Source organism: Acaryochloris marina MBIC11017 (assembly GCF_000018105.1).
Classification (GTDB): domain Bacteria; phylum Cyanobacteriota; class Cyanobacteriia; order Thermosynechococcales; family Thermosynechococcaceae; genus Acaryochloris; species Acaryochloris marina.
The window spans coordinates 343,979-362,448 of sequence record NC_009926.1 but is presented as its reverse complement, the minus strand read 5'-3'; the positions used below and the strand labels follow the sequence as shown (position 1 = coordinate 362,448).

The 18,470-nt window shown below is 47.4% G+C and carries 17 protein-coding genes and 1 pseudogene; 11 read left to right on the top strand and 7 right to left on the bottom strand.

The genetic code is table 11. The features are described from left to right. Positions 1-194: 194 nt before the first annotated feature. The 8 genes from AM1_RS30380 to AM1_RS30350 all read left to right on the top strand — a co-directional run bounded on the left by AM1_RS30380 (position 195) and on the right by AM1_RS30350 (position 5,694). Positions 195-1,331: a ParM/StbA family protein gene (locus AM1_RS30380; RefSeq protein ID WP_049783868.1), complete on the top strand. Its 1,137-nt coding sequence runs from the start codon at positions 195-197 to the stop codon at positions 1,329-1,331. Beyond that, positions 1,331-1,768: a hypothetical protein gene (locus tag AM1_RS30375; RefSeq protein WP_012166874.1), complete on the top strand. Its 438-nt coding sequence runs from the start codon at positions 1,331-1,333 to the stop codon at positions 1,766-1,768. The genes AM1_RS30380 and AM1_RS30375 overlap by 1 nt, the downstream gene beginning before the upstream one ends. Then, positions 1,761-2,609 carry a hypothetical protein gene (locus AM1_RS30370; RefSeq protein WP_238549324.1) on the top strand — a complete coding sequence of 283 codons (849 nt, stop codon included), beginning with the start codon at positions 1,761-1,763 and terminating at the stop codon, positions 2,607-2,609. Before AM1_RS30375 ends, AM1_RS30370 begins: the two co-directional genes overlap by 8 nt. Next, entirely contained in the window at positions 2,579-2,953 is a 375-nt protein-coding gene (locus tag AM1_RS30365) for a hypothetical protein (protein ID WP_238549323.1), read from the top strand. Before AM1_RS30370 ends, AM1_RS30365 begins: the two co-directional genes overlap by 31 nt. 145 nt (positions 2,954-3,098) lie before the next feature. Continuing rightward, positions 3,099-3,614, top strand: coding sequence for a YlqD family protein (locus AM1_RS30360; RefSeq protein ID WP_012166870.1), 516 nt, complete (start codon positions 3,099-3,101; stop codon positions 3,612-3,614). A 38-nt stretch (positions 3,615-3,652) separates the two neighbouring features. After that, positions 3,653-3,790, top strand: coding sequence for a hypothetical protein (locus AM1_RS42530; protein ID WP_012166869.1), 138 nt, complete (start codon positions 3,653-3,655; stop codon positions 3,788-3,790). Between the two features lie 293 nt (positions 3,791-4,083). Next, positions 4,084-4,221 (top strand): hypothetical protein, encoded by a 138-nt coding sequence (locus AM1_RS42525; RefSeq protein WP_187152971.1) that lies wholly within the window; start codon positions 4,084-4,086, stop codon positions 4,219-4,221. A 222-nt stretch (positions 4,222-4,443) separates the two neighbouring features. After that, entirely contained in the window at positions 4,444-5,694 is a 1,251-nt protein-coding gene (locus AM1_RS30350; RefSeq protein ID WP_012160773.1) for an IS256-like element ISAcma7 family transposase, read from the top strand. A 180-nt stretch (positions 5,695-5,874) separates the two neighbouring features. Here AM1_RS30350 and AM1_RS42520 read toward each other — a convergent pair whose 3' ends face one another. Continuing rightward, on the bottom strand, positions 5,875-6,021 hold the full coding sequence (locus tag AM1_RS42520; protein ID WP_012166865.1) for a hypothetical protein: 147 nt from the start codon (positions 6,019-6,021) through the stop codon (positions 5,875-5,877). A gap of 22 nt (positions 6,022-6,043) precedes the next feature. Between AM1_RS42520 and AM1_RS39070 the strand changes: the two genes are divergently transcribed. Then, positions 6,044-6,253, top strand: a complete 210-nt coding sequence (locus AM1_RS39070; protein ID WP_012166864.1) for a hypothetical protein — start codon at positions 6,044-6,046, stop codon at positions 6,251-6,253. Between the two features lie 108 nt (positions 6,254-6,361). Beyond that, positions 6,362-7,222, top strand: a complete 861-nt coding sequence (locus tag AM1_RS30345) for a hypothetical protein (RefSeq protein ID WP_012166863.1) — start codon at positions 6,362-6,364, stop codon at positions 7,220-7,222. Between the two features lie 148 nt (positions 7,223-7,370). On the opposite strand, the gene AM1_RS30340 is transcribed toward AM1_RS30345, so the two are convergent. The 4 genes from AM1_RS30340 to AM1_RS30320 all read right to left on the bottom strand — a co-directional run bounded on the left by AM1_RS30340 (position 7,371) and on the right by AM1_RS30320 (position 16,325). Then, entirely contained in the window at positions 7,371-10,202 is a 2,832-nt protein-coding gene (locus AM1_RS30340; RefSeq protein ID WP_012166862.1) for a calcium-binding protein, read from the bottom strand. Positions 10,203-10,636: 434 nt separating this feature from the next. Further along, complete coding sequence (locus AM1_RS30335; RefSeq protein WP_012166861.1) at positions 10,637-13,381, bottom strand: hybrid sensor histidine kinase/response regulator; 2,745 nt, start codon at positions 13,379-13,381, stop codon at positions 10,637-10,639. Positions 13,382-13,471: 90 nt separating this feature from the next. Continuing rightward, complete coding sequence (locus tag AM1_RS43475) at positions 13,472-14,749, bottom strand: response regulator (protein ID WP_012166860.1); 1,278 nt, start codon at positions 14,747-14,749, stop codon at positions 13,472-13,474. Positions 14,750-16,001: 1,252 nt separating this feature from the next. After that, the gene (locus tag AM1_RS30320; protein ID WP_012166856.1) at positions 16,002-16,325 is read right to left on the bottom strand and encodes an STAS domain-containing protein; all 324 of its coding nucleotides are present in this window, start codon (positions 16,323-16,325) and stop codon (positions 16,002-16,004) included. Positions 16,326-17,157: 832 nt separating this feature from the next. Here AM1_RS30320 and AM1_RS30315 point away from each other — a divergent pair. Beyond that, positions 17,158-17,595 (top strand): DUF4347 domain-containing protein, encoded by a 438-nt coding sequence (locus tag AM1_RS30315; protein WP_012166855.1) that lies wholly within the window; start codon positions 17,158-17,160, stop codon positions 17,593-17,595. 32 nt (positions 17,596-17,627) lie between these two features. On the opposite strand, the pseudogene AM1_RS44535 reads toward AM1_RS30315, so the two are convergent. Then, positions 17,628-17,732 (bottom strand): annotated as a pseudogene (locus AM1_RS44535) (HU family DNA-binding protein); the annotation flags it as partial. A gap of 223 nt (positions 17,733-17,955) precedes the next feature. Beyond that, entirely contained in the window at positions 17,956-18,438 is a 483-nt protein-coding gene (locus tag AM1_RS30310; protein WP_012166854.1) for a hypothetical protein, read from the bottom strand. Positions 18,439-18,470: the final 32 nt, after the last annotated feature.

Below are 18,470 nucleotides of genomic sequence, written 5' to 3'. Positions count from 1 at the left end.
TGCCTCGGAGTGGTGATGGGTGTGGGAGCCTCAGCGACCCCTCCAAAACCTCTTGAATCTGCCCTCAAAGTAGCACCACTCCAAGCTTTCCTGCAAGTTCTCAGGTCATTCTCTGGATTCCCCCAAGTCTCACCTATTTCGAGGGGGATTTGGGGGAGTTGCAAGGGGATTTGTGGGGATTTAGGGGGATTTGTGTGAATCGTGATTTGGGGTGGCGGTACATTATTTCGTTGATTATGGAGAAGCGAAAATCCATGAACGCTATCGCCAAATTTGGAATCGATACTGGGGCATCCGGTAACAAAGTTCTTGTCCAAACCACTCACCCTGGCAAGGTGGGTGTTGAGGACTTGATTTTGCAATCGAGTGCCATCCGCAAAGTCACGGCAAGCTATTACGAATCTTTGAACTTAGTGAACAATCGGCAAGGGTCACACCTGTCATTTGATGGTGCCCATTGGATTGTGGGTGAGTATGCCGAGGGGGCTGTACGTCGGACCAAGGTGAATCGGATCAAAAAGCACCATGCCGTGGCTAAGGTGCTGTCGATTGTGGGTCAGTACATCAGCGAAATCGATAGCCCCCTGGATGTTGAGATTGATCTGATGCTGCCTTCAAATGAAGCCCCCTACTTCCGAGAAACTGAGGAGCTGATTTTCAAGCATATCCGCAGTTTCCAGTATGGGATTGACACAGTTTCATGTAATCCCGTTCGGGTCCAGGTCCATCCAGAGGGTGCAGGATTTGCCAGCTACGCCAACGTGTACCCCTGTTCAATCCTGATGTTTGGTCACAGAGATGTGACGATTATCAACCTCAAGGATGAGCAGGCGAATGTGGTGCCGAATGCTTATACCTGGACGGGGTACGGCACCATTGAGATTTTGCGGAACTTCCCGTTTGCCTTCAGCAATGAATTGACGGGGGCGAAGCTGCTGTATGAGGAGGCGATGGCCTGGGGCGAAGGGGGATTATCGGCAATGCTCACTGAAGAGGAGAAGCCGATTAAGCTAGCTGCACTCAAAGAAGCCAAAGATTTAGTTTGGACTGACCTGAGTGATGACTTGGCAGCGGATACCGACTTCATGAATTCTAAGCGTGTGTATGTCGGCGGGGGAGGCTCCTTTTTCTGGGGAGACTATTTGGCTGATTTATGCCAGGTCAAGGCTGATATCCTCGCTCCGGTTCGCAGGGAAATCAAGACAACATTTGCTCAACTTCGATTGTCGTTGTCTCAGCAGCAGAGATTTATCGATCTATATCTGATTTGGCGACAACATGCAGCCCCTGTGATGCAACTGCAACCTGCTCCAGTTAAGGAGGTTGTGTAATGCCTGAGCGATTAAAAGTAGATGCTGTATACCCTAATGCAGAGTATAAGGAAATCTTGCAAGCATCCAAGCAACACTTCTACGGAACGTTTGCGACTAAGTGCGTGACGATTCTCTATGCCGTCTTTAAGCCAGTGGTTGTTGCCCTTCGAACCAATTCCGTAGCTGAGGTTCGCAAGGCCATCCTGATTTCAAGAGATCAGGTTGAGACGTTTTACGAACTGGCATTGATTATGGTTACTGCTGATGGGGATTCTCCTGAATTGACGCCACCCTCACCAGCTCCATCCACAGCCGCCCCAATGGTCGTAGAACCTGAGACTGTACAGCCGCCCCCTGAGCCTTATGAACCTCCAAGAGAAGAAGAGGAACCCCCGGCGGTAGATTCTGATAGCCCTGCAATAAGTATCTATGCAGGGTTGAAGGAGGATGACTAATTCGATTAGGAAGGCTCATGCCAGTACCGAAAAAATGCTGGTGGCATATTCCCTTGGGATGATTCACAGACGAGATTCGAGGAGTTCGTTATGGACGACTGACCTCAGCAGGAAGAGGGGGCATATTTCCATGTCCCCTCACTCCACCACTCTCAAAACCCCCGGTGGTACATTCCCACAGTTCAACATTTGGAGAAATAAACGAATGACTATTATGAATGATCTAATGCAAACCCTCGGCATGGATGACAAGCAAGTCGGTCATCTACTGAGAGCCTGCGGAATGAGTGAAGACGGCTATGACCTGGAAACTCTGCAAGGTGTCGTGAAGCTGAGAGAGGAGAAATCGGCTGATAACTACACCCATGCCTGGTGCATCTACACCGCTGACACCCATCAAGTTGACCTTAAGCCTATCCACAAGGCCATTACTGCTGAGGGGATTGAGACGGGCAATGACCTGTACCACCCGCTGTTCACATTGGTCTGTGAGCGGGTTTCTGAGGAAAGCATGGACCCCGTTGATGCGGTCAAAGCTGAATTACAGGGCACCGAAGAACCCGAGGAGGAAGTAACCATTGATGATGTGGAGGAGGTTGACGAGGATATGAAGTTAGCTTTAAAAGCTGACTCACTGCGAACCTGCCGCCGAGTCGTCAAGAATGCCCGGAAGACTTCAGAGCGGGTGGTGCAAGCCGCGCATAAGTACCATATGCAGCAGCTGAGTCGTGACTTGAAGAAGATGTTTGCCGAAGAATGGGCGAAAGAGGAAGCCCAAGAAGCTCTTGAAGGCGAGACGGTGCCGGGAAAGTGTTTGGAGGCCGAGGTCCGGGAAGTTTAGAACGTCAAATCTTGTTGGAGCTGATGAACACCCAATTTCAGGTGTGGGCGATGCAGTCGAAAGAGGCCATCGCCATCCGTGAACGGGCCATGATCCTCGCAGACCAAGAAGCCATCCGCAAAGCAGCCAAACAACAAAGAGAACATGACTACCGCATGGCCGTGCTTGGCGATTTCAGCTATTGGGGTTGGCTCGTCGTGCTAGTCGCCCTCATCGCTGGGGCTGGTGGCTGGTGGCTGCGGGGGACCATCGCCCCATCATCGGCAAATAACAAGAGTGGCATATTACCCGTCACCGCACAGCCAAATTCGGAAGGTGGCAGATTATCGGTCACTTCCAACTAAGCAAATCAGAGCGGTGGCACATTACCTGGCACCTCCGACTGGAGCGAATAAAGCTGGTGGCACATTATCCGTCACCGCCAACTAGCAAATTAACGGTGGCATATTATCCGTCACCTTCAAAACCATCTAATTAAGGAGAGCAATCATGCTTATTCAAGACCGTCCCACCCAGCCCAAACCAGAACTTTGGGTTGAGTCTCCATCATCTAATCAGCTCTTACTCAATCGTCCGATCACCATCAAGGCCATCGTCACTCCTATATGGAAAGACGAGGCACAGCAACTTCTCCAGTCCCAAGTTGATCAGTTGGATGAGCAATTAGCTCAGCTCGATACCCAAGTCCAGCAGATGGTGAGTGAACTGAGCCAGCACACCATTCAGAGTACTGGGGGAGAGGGCCGCACTATTGCCGAAACCCAGAACCAGATCCAAGGCATCCAGGTGCAAGCTGAAAAACGCAAAAACGAACTGCTCCAGCAAAAAGCTCAAGTCTTGCAGCAACTGGAGAAGGTCGGAACATTGGAGCTGGGCGAGGAAGTTGAACAAGGCCAGGTAGATAGCTACTTTTACGTCAAGCAAGGCGACCACTTTATTCGCAAGATGCAGGTCGAGATGGTACTGCGGGATGGTGTCATTGAAGAGATTCGGGGGGATCTGTAATTCCTACTTGCCTATTTCAAGGGAGGGTGGCATATTATTTGCCCCTTCCCAACTCATTGATTGAGGGTGATGCCATTTTGCGATCGCAAAACAATACCAACGACAATTACCAAGCTTCCCCTTTGCCCTGGTGCAACCCGCTAGACCAGGAAGCGATTACCCGCGCAATTTTGTAAAACACTCGTACTCAATTCCAGTTCCGCACAGACCGCCCCTCCGATGGTTCAGACGGATGTGCTGAGGACAAAACACCTGAAGGATTCCGCTGATCAACTGACGAACAATTGAGGTGATTCTCATGATTCACACTTTTCAATCAAGCGCAAATCACATCCTCCCAACAGGAGGAGGTCTGGGCACCCGAAGCTATTATTGGCTCCCCTTCCAAAAATCTTCCCCTCAAGTTGTCTTTGCCTTTGAAGTCACAAGATGCAATGCATTTATATCTGAGGAAAGAGCAAGAGATTGTATGAATCGACTTCAGACAGCATTCAAGGACATCCCCGGCCTGTACTTAAAAACCTCTTGGGATATCCCCGAAGTTACCCAGGCTGCAACCCAGGATCAGGCTCGGGTGAAGGAGTCCTCAAGTTCCGCTCCTGAGTAATTCATCAGGCCAGACCCAAGTCTGATCTCATCATTAGAGCGACAACTGAAGAATGAAACACTTTATCGCAGCGCTAATTTACCAGGTCAAAGATTACGACACAGGCCAAGTCTATTTCATGCCTACGACGGCAACGATGGCTCTGGAAGATGAGGCTAGCTAGGGACTGTTCAGAGTTTTGTGTAAGCGGTCTAGGATCCAAACACATCAGGAGACCGTACGATGTCTAGAAAGAAAAAAGCTCCCAATCGAGTCGATGAACTGTTAGATGAACTCATCGGAGAGAACCCTCAACCGGAAGATATTCTGGGCGAATCAGGACTGCTTAAACGACTCAGCAAACGCCTAGTGGAACGAGCCCTTGCAGGTGAATTGACTCATCACCTGCAGCAATCCTCCAACGATCAGTCAGGTGATGAGAATTCTAATGGCCCCAGAAATAGTCGCAATGGTTACTCGAAAAAGACCGTCCAGTCTGAACAAGGAGAGATGGACCTATCGATTCCTCGTGACCGTTGCGGCGAGTTTGAGCCTGTCCTGGTGCCTAAAGGCCAGCGACGCATCGCAGGGCTCGATGAGAAAATCATCGCCTTATATGCTCGGGGCATGACCACCCGTGATATTCGAGCCCAATTGGTGGAGCTGTATGGGGCCAATATCTCTGAAGCTCTGATTAGTGACGTCACCAATAGCGTCATGGAAGAGGTCAAAGACTGGCGTTCAAGGCCGCTGGATGAGGTGTATCCGATTGTCTATCTTGATGCGCTGTATGTGAACATCAAAGTCAATGGTCAAGTCAGCAAGCGAGCTGTCTATGTCGCTTTGGCAGTGACTGTGGAGGGCAACAAGGAACTGTTGGGATTATGGATAGGAGCCGCTGAACGAGAGGGAGCAAAATTCTGGCTTTCGGTGCTCACAGACCTTAAAAATCGAGGAACTCAGGATATCTTGATTGCTTGCTGTGATGGACTCAAAGGTTTTCCTCAAGCGATTGAGTCGGTCTACCCTCAGACCCAGGTGCAGGTTTGTATTGTCCATCTTATTCGTAATAGCCTTCGCCATGTGCCGTGGAAGGAAAGTCGAGCCGTAGCTGCAGACCTCAAGCCCATTTACCAAGCGGCCACTTTGGAAGAGTCTGAGGCTGCGTTGGATGCATTTGCCCATAAATGGGACGAGACGTATCCTGGCATTAGCCAAATCTGGATACGACATTGGGATAATGTTGCCCCGTTGTTTCAATACCCAATGGCCATCCGTAAGGTTATCTACACCACCAATGCCATTGAGTCGCTCAACCGCTCACTGAGAAAGGTGATTAAGACCAAAGCGGTTTTCCCTAATGAAGAGTCTGTCTACAAATTGATGTTTCTAGCGATGAGGAATATTTCGAAGCGATGGACCAGACCAATTCTGAATTGGAAAGCGGCGCTGTCCCATTTTGCTATTCTGTTCCCAACACGATTCAACTATTGAATACACTGCTGCTTACACAAAAATCTAAACACTCTCCTAGCTATTTCGCCTTGTCTTCCAAAACAGCCCTAGATGCTTTTCTTGCTGCTGAGGAGACAAAAGCCTTGAAGCAATTTTCATCTGAAAAGCCAGGCAGGATTGGAGTACAGCTAACTTCCATTTCTTTCTTGCCCCATGTAATCACAGATGAGCAGAAAGATATTTGAGTGGATCGGTGTGTAAACGCGATCGCATCCCCAATACCACCTCCCAGACTTCCCACCCAACCACAATAAAACGACCTCCTTGATCTTCCCAGCCCAGGAGGTCGTAAATAAATCCTTTCATTTAATTATAACGAGGATCCCCAATGACGACTAACCCCTTTATCGGCTATATCGAGCAAGCCTGGATCTACCACCAGACCGACTACGGTCAGCACCCAGACCCATGCACAGGACTGCCATCAGATCAGATCCTAGACCGGGTTGCGTCCTGGTTAAGTGAGTTCAATCCGCTGATACCACCTGAGTCTGAGACGGCTTTGAGTATACGGGTGGGTATTGTCCAGCGGTACTAGCAAAGCTACGGAAGATTGAACTCTCACTACTTTCAGTATCCGCGCGGAATCTGTATTACCTAGCCAGATTCTCAACTTCATACCTATCAATCAATTGAGGAAATAGCGATGAAAACCGCAGTTACTCCCGTGGGCAACCCCGTTTACTGGATTACTTTTGGCCCTCGCATTAATAAGCCAACAGAAACAAACATTACATTCCCCGGCACTAAGCTTGATTTAGTTGAATCCATTTTGCATATCCTTTCAATCCATTGGGACGCATGGGAATACGGACGTAATGCAATTCAAGACTTCCCAAACCTAGAAGAAGCCATATTTTCAGAGCATGTTTGCTACCTATTGCAGAAGTATTATGGTGCAACACATCAGCCAAATGTGGACCCAGAAACAGAACTAGACGAGATAGATCTTTACGACGTTTGGAATTGGAAGCATCTGTTTTTCTCAGATGAAGAGACCTACACCGACCTTGCAGATTGCCTGTTAAACCCTGAATTAATGGCAGGTATTAACCACCGACGGTATAAGCCTGGTTTGGCCCTTGAAGTTCATGCCATGACGCTTCACGGATTAGACAATTACGAAAGATACGTCAACACCCCAAAAGGATCCTTGGTTGCGAACCCAAGTAATGGAGGATGTCAAATGCCTGTGATTGAGGAAGTGGCGTCAGGAAAAGTTACTAAGGTGCCTCCCAATCCAAATATATTCTGGATAAACCATAAATACTGCTACTTAAAAAGCAAGCTGGCCTGTGTCACAACAACCAAAACCTATGCTCAAGCAAGACTCGACGCCTATTACATCTTGTCTGAAGCTCTTATCCATAAGCCCGATGCCAATGATGCTCTTCATCACGGTTCGCTAGTGCTCGCTTGTTGTGGAGCGGGTGTCATTGGCTTGAGACGTGCCACTTTCTTCTGGAATGTCAGTAGAGGCAATAACGGGAAGGAAGACGCGGGGTGATACTGGGAATGCGATCACAGTTTGGCCAACCGTGATCGCTCTTTTTATACAGTCATTGCTAGGGAATGAACATTCAAACAATTAGTGGGTACTGCCTGGTATATTGCGTTTCCAATGCGGTGGTCAACACCCACCCGCTCCCTTGGGATTAGACCAAGTCAACATGTTCGTCGGTGACGAAAGTATTCACATCCACACCGGTAAGCTGTGCAATTTTTCTGTTGTTCACTCGTAAGAAACTGTCATTGCCAAGCTGAACTAAATGGTGATCGTTAATCCCAATACCGAAGACAGAAGCATCAATCTGAATGTGATCGAATTCATCCACACTGAAGTCTTGGATAACATCGATGCCTGCTCTCTTATTGAGGCCTGATACCGTGTTGTTGATGACGAAGGTGTCGGCACCACTGCCGCCATAGAGACGGTCAATGCCCTTGCCCCCGTTGAGTAAATCATCCCCACGACCACCCAGTAAAAGGTCTTTGTGCGTGCCGCCTAGCAGAGTGTCATTTCCAGCACCACCACTGAGAAGGTCGTCACCCGATCCTCCCGTGAGCCTATCATTGCCGTCACCTGTTGCCAGCAAATCATCGCCGAGGCCAAGTGGTGTGTTGATGTGTGAGCTAGTGGTGAATTCGACACGACCCAGCACTCGATGAACGTTAGAGCTATCGACGTTTTCGATAGTCGCAATTCCTACGTTGCCTAACTGAAGCTTAAGGCCCGTAGCGGAGAGCATTCCATTCAAGTTCCGGGCTTTCGCATGACTAGTACCTAGGCTCTTATTGTCAATCAAGAGCACATCATTTTCTGCAAGGCTAAAGCCTCTGATCGTGTCGATGCCACCTTCAGTGGTATCTAACACAAAAGTATCTGCACCAGCATCGACGATTAGAGTATCGTTACCAGCAACAACATCGCCGATTAGAGTATCGCTACCAGCACCACCAATGAGGGTATCATTTCCGCCGCCACCCTCTAGGGTATCCTCACCCTCACCACCAATGAGAGTATCATTTCCGGCGCCACCCTCTAGGGTGTCATTTCCGTCACCACCATTGAATATGTTGTTCCACTTATCTCCTTTAATACTGTCATCCCATTTGGAACCAATAATGCCCTCAATACTGAATAGCTTGTCAGCCTGATCTGGGTCCAGAGGATCTGCATAAACATCCCAAGCCCAAGAAAAAATTGCTTTTTCACTTTCAGGGTCTAAGTAGGCATAGTCTTCTTTATTTCCTTCAAGCGAGTCTGCAAGATTAACTGTGATGCCATTAGAATCGTTATCGTCAAATCTATCGTCAGCATAAGACACAATATCAGTACCGTCACCACCAAAGTAATAATCGGCACCAGCACCACCAGCTAAAATGTCATCCCCGTTGAAACCGTATAGCTTATTGATCTCATTATGCTGAGGTTCTTTATTGGAAGCTGTGGGATAGGCTACGAGAACGTCATTATAGTCAGTTCCCCAGAGATCATCGTCCTTACCTGAAGTAAGAATATTAGCTCCTGCATAAGCGCCAATAACCATGTAGTTAGCATCTAGCTCAGATACAGTGGTTTTGATTTCGGTAAGACTGCCATCAGCATTTTTAAAGTTTTCTGTTGTTGTACCTAACTTAATGGTGGGACTAGAGTCATTGGCATCATATGTACCAAGATAGAGTGAGCTGTCTAGAACAGATTCCCAAACGCTCTCCAACTCATCACGATTGTTGATATTCAGAGCAACTTCGTCGTTGTTGTAAAGTTTATAGAGTTCTTCAAGCTTGATTTCGGCAAAAACTCGCCCGCTGTCTTTGTAGTAGAGTTCTAGCGTACGCAAATTATCATCTGTGATAGTACGCCCAACATTAGACAGTTCAGCACTTATAGGAATAACAATGACATCTTCTCTAGGATTAAAATCAGTGATTTGGATATAATTTCCTGTTGCTATGTTGCCAGGTACTGATTCCACTGTGGTTGTTTCAACATTTTTGCTTTCAGCACCCTTAAAAATATCAATAACAGCACCAACAACACCTTTGGTAACTTTCGAGGCGACACCTAAACCAGTACCATCAATGACAGCACCCATTACATCAGTAGTGGCACCTAAACCTGTCCCCTTCCAGTCATAGGGGGTGGTGGTGGTGGTAGTAGTAGTAGTCATTGTCGTGCCACCAATGACGAAGGTGTCAGCACCTGTTCCACCAATTACATAGTCACCCTTATTGTTACCCTCAATTGGAACATCCAGAAAAATCGTGTCATCACCATCACCAGCGTCTATTTCATCGTATCCGTCTCCACCAACCAGAATGTCATTTCCTATTCCGCCAAAGAGTTGATCTTCTCCATCTCCACCCCATAGTTTGTCATTATCTTCATTGCCTGAGAGAAAATCATCGCCTCCGCCACCATCTAGCGTATCGTTGCCAGTCCCTCCATACAGGAGGTTCTGGAACGCGTTACCTTTCAAAATGTCATTTCCAGCTTCACCATGAAATTGATTAATACTACTTGGATCACCGTTTAAATAACTCTTTACGCTGTCGCTATAACCTTGCAAATCATGAGCAATAATGGTGTCATTACCGCCACCACCGTATATGTTTTGTGAAACAGGTTTCAATGTTTCGTCAAGGTATTCACCCCAACCCCCTAAGTATCTATAGTCTTGGGTTTCGTAAATAACGTCTCTTGAATCAGTACCAAAGAGGGTTTTATACTGATAGTAGTCCTGTTTCTGATTAGTCCACTTCTTATTAAATCTGGTGAGTTCTAGCGAACCACCGTGCTTGCCATCATGATTAGGTGCAGTAGCAAACTGGTAAGAATTGCGAACGGTTAAGTCAAATCGATAATGTTTCAATCCCTTCCAATGATCGAGGCGATTCGATAGGAACTGAATGGGAGAATCATCAGTAATACGAGAGATTCCAGTTAGGTCGGGGTCGATGTCATATCTTGCTTCAATAGTCATTGTCCTTGCTCCTTTTTGTGGGTAAGTTGAGCTTCTTGCTCTTGATACCAACCAGTATTTAGATCGGCACCTCAGATTTGTTGAGATTGGCTGTGGGATTTAATGTCCCGTGCTGTTGAACCCACTATCGTCAACTTTTCAATAAGGCGAAATACCGAAAAAGTTAGATTTAGTGATGCAAAAAGCCAGGTTCGAAAGACTTTCTTTCTTCTTGTGATCTAGTCTTTTTCTAGACGTGATTCAAATCACAAATCAGCATTATCCAGTTGGTTTCCCCATCAAAAATGGATTTAAAACCTAATTAGTTGAAGCGAAATTAACGGGTTTTGTTTACGAGGCGTTACACAGCCGACCCACCTTACTTTTTCTAACTCCATTACTTCAGTGATGGAGTTAGAAAAAGTAAGATTTTGTCAACTTGTACCGCAGATCCCTTATCCCGACGCTTCATCATCGACATACTGCGCCAGCATCCCCTTAATCTCATCCGTCTTCAGCTTCTTCGCCAACGCTAGCAGCGGCCTTACAAACCCCTCATACTCTGGGTTCGTCGCCATCAGCTGCTCCAACTGTCGGCGAACCATGCGAAAGTCCCCCGCATCCGCCGCGTCATACATTGATCGCAACCGCTCTCGGGACGGCAGGGTAATTGCCGCTGCGGGTGCAGAGGTAATGTCCTGAGGGGCCTCATTCCCCACATATTGCCACTCCAACCCTAGCTCACGCGCCAAAAGCTCAAACAGCTTGGCCGCATCAACGGGCTTTGGCAGCAGCGCATCTGCCCCTGCGGCCATCGCCAGTTCCTGTTCCTGCTTAGAAACATAGGCCGAAGACACAATCATTTTGGGGGGGCGTATGGGCAACTGTTGTACCTGCCGGAGCAACTCAAACCCATCCATCACGGGCATAGCCAAATCAGTAATCATGAGATGAAAGGGCTGCTGTTGGAGCACAGCCAGGGCCTTCTGCCCCTCCTCCGCTTCCACGATTTCAAAGCCAATGGGCTGCAAGAGACTGACCAAAACACTGCGGTTGTCCCAGCGGTCATCCACCACCAACACACGCCGCCGTTCACCGGCATAGCCAATAATAGCGTGGTTCTGTAGGGTACTGGGAGATAGCTCCCATTCGGTAGCCAATGGCACTTCGAGTTCAAAGCTAAATTGGCTGCCTTGTCCCACTGCGCTTTGCACTTCAATCTGTGAGCCCATCAATTGCACAAGTCGGCGGCTGATAGCGAGGCCGAGCCCGGTGCCTTCAGCTTGCTTTTGGCGATCGCCCACTTGCACAAAGGCATTAAATAGCTGATCCAGATGGGCTGGGGCAATGCCCACGCCGGTATCGGTTACCCCAAAACGCAGTCGCCGATAATCGGATCGGGTTACCTCAGCGACCGACACCTGCAAGGTCACGGTGCCCTGCTGGGTGAATTTAATGGCATTGCTCAACAGGTTGAACAGCACCTGTCGCAGCCGTTGTTCATCCAGTTCCACCCCCTCGGGCAACCCTGGGTCAACGGCATAGACAAACTCCAGTCCCTTTTGGGCGGCCCGCACCCGGCAGGCTTCGGCAACCCCCTGTAAGCAGGAGGTCAGATGGACGGGTTTGGGCATCAGGTCGAGTTTGCCCGCTTCAATCTTAGACAGGTCCAAAATGTCGTTAATCATGCCCAACAAATGGGTGCCACACTTATGGATGATGTGGACTTGCTGCTGCGCTTTATCGGAGATAGTGGGCGATCGCTCCAACACCTGGGCATAGCCCAAAATGCCATTGAGGGGGGTGCGCAGTTCGTGGCTCATATTGGCAATAAACAGACTTTTGGCCTGGTTCGCCACTTCGGCTTTTTCTTTTGCGACTTTCAGCTCGGCGGTTCGTTGTTGCACCCGTTGATCCAACTTTGCATTGTTGTCTTCTAAGGCTTGAAACGATTCTTGCAATTGTCTCGCCATGCTGTTGAAAGCGCTGCCGAGACTAGAGAGTTCATGGATGCCTTTAACCTCAATGGCTTGGTCCAGTTGCCCAGCCGCCAAGCTGTTGGAGGCGGTTTGTAAGCGTAAAATCGGCTGCAAAATCCAACGAGAGGTAAGGATGCCCAAAAAGGTAGCAATGCCCAATGCCCCCAGGCAAAGGGCCAGGGTCGTGCGAATGTTGGCGTAGATTTGGGCCATAAAATCCGATTCAGGGATGACAATGGCAATCAGCCAATCTAAACCTAAATTGTCACGATAAGATTCAACCTTTAAGAAATATTGGCGACCCTCAATTTTATAGCGATCTTGAGTGAGGGAGTTGATAATCTCTAAGCTGCCAAAGCGATCGAAGAGATATTGAGTCGTTTGGCGCATCAGAGTATTTTGACTATCTATGGCATTTAATCGCGCAACTGTTTGACTGTCGAGATCGATCCCATGGGGTTTTTCTCCAGTGGAGGTGGCGACGACTGCGCCAGAGCGTTCGAGGATAAATGCCTCACCAGATTCAGCAATTTTAAGTGTGGCAAGATAATCACTGATATTCGACAATGAAAAGCTGGTTCCCACCACCCCTTCGAATTGTTGCGATGGACCATAAACCGGGGTTGCAAAATCGACGCTCATCGTATCCCCTTGAACCCAAATAAAAATCGGGGTCCATGTCGCTTTACCAGCCTGCTTGGGGGCCGTGTACCAAGGACGAGAGCGTGGCTTGAACTCTTTTTCCAGAACTTCTATGAGTTCATCGGTAACACTGCCCTTGGGATCGACTAAATAATAACGGAGGAACTGATCCTCTAAAGAGAAGAGCTCCATCACCAGCCCTTCTTCCTGAGAAATGATGTGCCTGTATTGCAAATCTTCGGTGGCAACATAAACGCCTTTAACGTTGTCGTATAGATTAATATGTCGCCAAAGATAAAGCTCCCAATCTCGATTGATTTGGTTGATATCCAGTTCTCGAGTTTGGATGGCTAGTGACAAATTGTCAGCCACAAGGCTCGGCGTGCGTAAATATGTATCGAGGCGTTCGGTAATGCGATCGCTAATCTCATTTTGGAGCTGATTCACCACATCTTCTACCGCTCGCTGCCCGCTACGGTATGAAAAATAACCGACCACTCCCACGGCAGCAAAAATTTGCACAACGAATGGAATGATGAGAACCCAACGGAGGGAAAGCGAAGGTGTTTTGGGGTTCATCTGATGATTCCTTCATGCTAAATTTGCCATCGGTTTTGTCAGTTTGAGATCCCTGGCTGAGTGGCGTTGCATCGTCATCTCGTTAAATTTTTAGTGCCAAATTTGCAGTTGATGCTTCATCCGAGCCATTAATTCAACGATCTGAATCGGCTTATTAATGTAATCACTGCCTCCCACAGAAAATGCCTTCACCTTATCCCAGGTTTCATCCAGGGCGCTGACAAAAATCACCGGAATTAGTTTGGTTTTAGCGTTTGCTTTCAGTTGTTGACACACATCGTAGCCTTGCATATCGGGCATATTGATATCCAGCAGAATCAGATCCGGTAGCACCATGCCGGCCACCCTTAACGCCTCCGCACCACTATCCGCCTGCCAGATTTCATACCCTTCCTGCTCTAATACATCCGTCAGCAGGGCTAAGTTCTTGGGTTCATCATCCACCATTAGAATGACGGCTTTGGCGGAAGATGGCTTCGATTGAGGAGAATCAGTTGGCGCTTGATCCGCCTTCAGCATTTGGTCTTGGATCTGGCGAATTTTCAGTTGATCCTCAATGCGAACAATCACCTCTAGGGTGTTAAAGGGTTTGGTAATGTAGTCACTGCCACCGACGGAAAACCCTTTCACCTTATCCCAGCTTTCATCCAGGGCGCTGACAAAAATAATGGGAATGGCGGTAGTCTGTGGGTCTGCCTTGAGCTGCTGGCAGACGGTATAACCATCCATATCAGGCATGTTGACATCCAGCAAAATCAAATCCGGCAGCACCTTCGCGGCCATTTGCAACCCCTCCGCCCCACTGCTGGCCTGCCAGACCTCATACTCATCCTGTTCCATAATGCTGGTGAGTAGGTTCATGATATTAGGCTGGTCATCCACCACCAGAATAACGGATGGTATAACCGTCGCCTTCTCCTTAACTTCGGCTTGATTAACGTCAGTCTTGTTACCGTTAGTCTCCTTAATTTCAGTCGCTTTAGCCGCCGTCACCACCGCCGTCACGTCCGTTGCTTTAGGGATAATTGGCTGTCGGTTTGGGATCATCCCTGTCTCAACCACCAAGCGCCCATCCTGCAGTAGTGATGGCTCATGCTTTAGCTGCTGTTGCAACATCGTTTGGACATTACCTTTGGTGACCTTTTTGCCACTGACTTTTGACAGCAATTTCCACAGTTCAGCGGCTATTGCTTTAATGTAGCCACTGGAGTAACCTGTCTCAGATGCCACCTGGTCATAGGTCTTGGCTTTTGCCCGGAGGGTTAATGCCTCCATCAGCACTAAACGTTGTATCTGACTCAGCGCTGCGCCTGTATTGGATTCAATCAACTGATCGGCAAAATCAAGTAACGTTTGACAGTCAGACATTAGAAGGGTTTGGGTCGTAAATTAAACACCTCAATGGGGTCATCATATCTTTACGGGTAAATACGCAACGGGTAAATACGCAAATCTAATTAATGATTGGTAACCCCCCGACTTTGCCGGAGAAACTTGAAAAAGTTTGACCGTGCGTACAGAATTGCAACCCTCAGCGAGTGTCCAGACTTTAAACGTTTTAGCTCATGAGAGAGGCAGAACTCTAAAGTGAATGATCTAAACGGGATGAATAGCGAATATCTTTGCTGAGCACCGAGGACATCCCAGATTTGGAGATCAGCGGTCCCCTTTACTGTCAGGGTCGGGAGATTAAAGAAGGAGTTGAAGCATGAAAACTAATCACGCCAAATCCTCCCTCCATCCACACTCCGCACAGTCCCAGTGACTCCTCGGTGGCGTTGTTTCCCTGATCGGCCTCTCACAGTTCGGGCACCGTCCCGTGAAAATCGGATGCCAGTCCAGCAGATCCATCTTCTGTTCTGTCGTCAGATGGATTGAGGGTGGGGCGATGGGAGTTCCGTTGTAGAAGGCTTGGGTGGGTTTCATGTCTGGATTATGGCAAGCATTAAGGCTAGTGTCTTCCCTTCCCCCAAATTTCCCCAAAGTTGATTGATAGATTAAAAATAAAAGATCAGCCAATATCCCAGGAGCCTGACGGTTCTAGGAGAGAGGCTGAGACTAGAATCCCTCTAGAGTGCGAGTCTTTAGAGGGATTCTGCTGCTAAGGATGAGCCGTACGTTCCCCAAGATTTCCTCAAATTTGATTGATAGATTCTGGGAAGCATTCCTTAAGACCTTGTTGATGTCCATGAATACAGGGTCGCCCCTTGAATCTCCTGAAGAGCTTTGAGGGGTTTCTTGCTGCTGGTGATGAGGTTTCGGAACCTTTCAGTCCTCTCATGGCAATCACATGAGCTTCTTAAGCTGACAAAAATGCCCTAAAACTACGCATTGGTTAATATGCTTGGGGGGTATGTCAGAGGACTGGCACTCTTGCTATTTACGGGTTCCCTTCCGGCCTACTAAATTTCTGGAACGCAGTACAGGCCATCGGTATACAGGTTCCCGTTAAGGTGAACCTGTAAATAGCTTTAGAGTGACCCTTTGAGGTTTGTTTTTCCACTAGATGATGGAGTGGATAAATACCTCGACCTGGGGAGAGATGATCAGTTCACCCTCTGCAATGCGGCTGAAATCTTTTCCGAGAACAAAGCTTTGATTCATGAGAGCCTGGATGAGGTTAGCTGGAGGAAATACCATTTTTATGCATAAATTCTTGGCGATCTGCATAAATATCGAAAATATGGTCCATTTTGGTTAATTCAAAAATAATACGAACCTGATCATTCAGTGAGCATAACGAGAGGGTGCCATCTTCTCCTCGCACTGATTTAAGCGTAGCCACTAAGGAACCAATGGCGGAACTATTCATAAAGGTGACATCTCTAAGATCTATCAGAATCGTTTTCACACCATTAGCTAGGGCATCGTTAATCTCACTGCGTAATTGGTTGGCACTGATTCCGTCCATCAGGTCAGCAGGCTGAAAAACTTCATAGCTCATATGTTGAACCTCCTGGTTCAGTTTTGTTGAGGTTGAGTGAGGCGAGGGTAGAGATGACTCATCAATCAGCACACGGTTATTGTGTAGACAGAGTTCCCGATTCTAATAACAAGGAAACAGTGGAAGGACACCTTTAAGGAAGAACAAAGTAATATTTCCGTCCCCCCAACATTTCCACACATTTGATTGGTATCTTCCGAAAGGGCTTTTCTCAGAGTCCCCCTTGTTTATAAGGTGAAACTCTTAACGGTATACCCCCTGGAGTCCCCCGTACTTTGAGGGGGTTTTCTCTCTTGGGCCATTCTGAGGGTGTATCGTTTACAAGAAAAAACTGACAGTGTGTGGTGGTGCCTGTCAGTTGTCATACTCGCGTTACGAGAACGAAGCACAATCGTTTACTCTGCTACTGAGTCTACCAGCCTTTAATTTTCTTTCCTCTCCGGTTATGAATAGAGGTATTTGGTAATCTATTTGTTGATAAAACTTCTTAATAACTTTAGTGAGAAGTTATACATAATACTCACCTCTGCAAACATGTTCTCAGACCACTATGAATCACACTGAAAGAGTTAGGTTAAAGAATCGACCATCTTTCCTGATCAGCCTCACCCTTACAAGATTTATTAACCTAATTCTCATTAACTTTTTTGTGTGTACACCCCCTGATAGCTTCAGGGGGTTTTTGTTGCAGTATTTAAATTAAGACTAAGGCAAAAGTTAGGCAATTTCCCAGTCTACGCTCAGTATGTTGAATTAGAGTGTGATTAATCTTGAATTTGTGTGACTCCTGTAACTGAGAAGACGACGCTAATAGTAGAGCAGGTATTTCCCCATGACCTTCAGTTTAAGCACCGAGCAGGTCCCTCAGGCTAACACTTCCCAAAGTATCCCCTATCTTGTTGTGGTTGATGCCACCATCGACAATTACCAATCTTTGTGGGCTAGTTCTCTATTAGGCAAGGAGGTTCATATTCTCGATATTGAAACGGATGGGATTATCCAAATTAAAACACTCTTAAGTCAATATCAGGGACTGTCTTGTCTCCATCTGATTTGCAAGGGTGAACCTGGTCAGCTTGAATTGGGCACAACCCATTTAAGTGATAAAAATCTTTGGGAGTATGCTGATGAGATTCGCCAATGGCGAGAGTATTTATCAGATAGCGCTGAAATATTGATATCTGGCTGTGAACTAGCGGCCAGCCGGGTTGGACAAGCGTTTGTATCTTGGTTAGGGCTGTTGTCAGGTGCTGCAGTCCGAGTTGTTTAGTGCGCTGAATATGAGAGTGTCGAAGAAGTTGCAAGAGTGACCTTCTCACTGGATCTGATTGTCTCAATAATGGTTTCTGTAATTGCTGAGAGGATGGTATCGGTCTGCTTCTTGGTGACTCCAATATTCCCAGCGATGACATCGACTCATTCGCCTTTGTTCATATAAATGGCCTGAATCGTTGCAGATATTACAGTTCAGGGTTTCTTTAAGGATTGTAATTGAGCTAGAAATACACAGCGGGTACGGGCACTCTAACAGCAACAACGAACTTCTCTGAGCGTTACTTGAGAACCTCCTCACTTGAACAGCTCCCCAGAATGACTATTTTGAGGAGCTGTTATTTTCATCACTAAGACATCACCATAAAACTGAAGGTCCAGGATTCGCAAGCTTCACGGCGGGTGCTTTCCAGATCAATTGAAATCGCTCCAATCCTTTTTGGCTGACATCGATTTCACCATCCATCAGTATCAGTTCACCATTCGCAAAGGTTGAACCAGCCGCACTGAGGATACCAATGAAATCATCGCGATCTGCAATAACAGGGACATATCGCTTCAAGCTACCGTAAGAATATATCTGCGCAATTTGTTCTATGGTGCGAGGATAGTGATCACATAACACTCGAATGTAGAGAGAGAGCAGAGGCATCGGATCATCGATGCCAAACACGGCATTGCAGATACAAGCAGATGTGGTCAACATCCAGGTGGCAATCTTTTGGGGATCGGCTGTCCGTTCTCGTGCCATCTCTAAAAGGAGAGCCATCATATTATTCCTAAAGGGAACATCCAGACGAGTCTCTAAGTTTTTCCAGGCGATTAAAGTATTCGGATCCATTTGAGCTTAAGGCTTTCACTTGCTTTATCCTT

Excerpts from the sequence above, each read along its gene's own strand:
- AM1_RS30375 (WP_012166874.1), top strand. The coding sequence starts at position 1,331 with ATGCCTGAGCGATTAAAAGTAGATGCTGTATACCCTAATGCAGAGTAT.
- AM1_RS30370 (WP_238549324.1), top strand. The coding sequence starts at position 1,761 with ATGACTAATTCGATTAGGAAGGCTCATGCCAGTACCGAAAAAATGCTG.
- AM1_RS30360 (WP_012166870.1), top strand. The coding sequence starts at position 3,099 with ATGCTTATTCAAGACCGTCCCACCCAGCCCAAACCAGAACTTTGGGTT.
- AM1_RS42525 (WP_187152971.1), top strand. The coding sequence starts at position 4,084 with ATGAATCGACTTCAGACAGCATTCAAGGACATCCCCGGCCTGTACTTA.
- AM1_RS30350 (WP_012160773.1), top strand. The coding sequence starts at position 4,444 with ATGTCTAGAAAGAAAAAAGCTCCCAATCGAGTCGATGAACTGTTAGAT.
- AM1_RS42520 (WP_012166865.1), bottom strand. The coding sequence starts at position 6,021 with ATGAAAGGATTTATTTACGACCTCCTGGGCTGGGAAGATCAAGGAGGT.
- AM1_RS39070 (WP_012166864.1), top strand. The coding sequence starts at position 6,044 with ATGACGACTAACCCCTTTATCGGCTATATCGAGCAAGCCTGGATCTAC.
- AM1_RS30345 (WP_012166863.1), top strand. The coding sequence starts at position 6,362 with ATGAAAACCGCAGTTACTCCCGTGGGCAACCCCGTTTACTGGATTACT.
- AM1_RS30340 (WP_012166862.1), bottom strand. The coding sequence starts at position 10,202 with ATGACTATTGAAGCAAGATATGACATCGACCCCGACCTAACTGGAATC.
- AM1_RS30335 (WP_012166861.1), bottom strand. The coding sequence starts at position 13,381 with ATGAACCCCAAAACACCTTCGCTTTCCCTCCGTTGGGTTCTCATCATT.
- AM1_RS43475 (WP_012166860.1), bottom strand. The coding sequence starts at position 14,749 with ATGTCTGACTGTCAAACGTTACTTGATTTTGCCGATCAGTTGATTGAA.
- AM1_RS30320 (WP_012166856.1), bottom strand. The coding sequence starts at position 16,325 with ATGAGCTATGAAGTTTTTCAGCCTGCTGACCTGATGGACGGAATCAGT.
- AM1_RS30315 (WP_012166855.1), top strand. The coding sequence starts at position 17,158 with ATGACCTTCAGTTTAAGCACCGAGCAGGTCCCTCAGGCTAACACTTCC.
- AM1_RS30310 (WP_012166854.1), bottom strand. The coding sequence starts at position 18,438 with ATGGATCCGAATACTTTAATCGCCTGGAAAAACTTAGAGACTCGTCTG.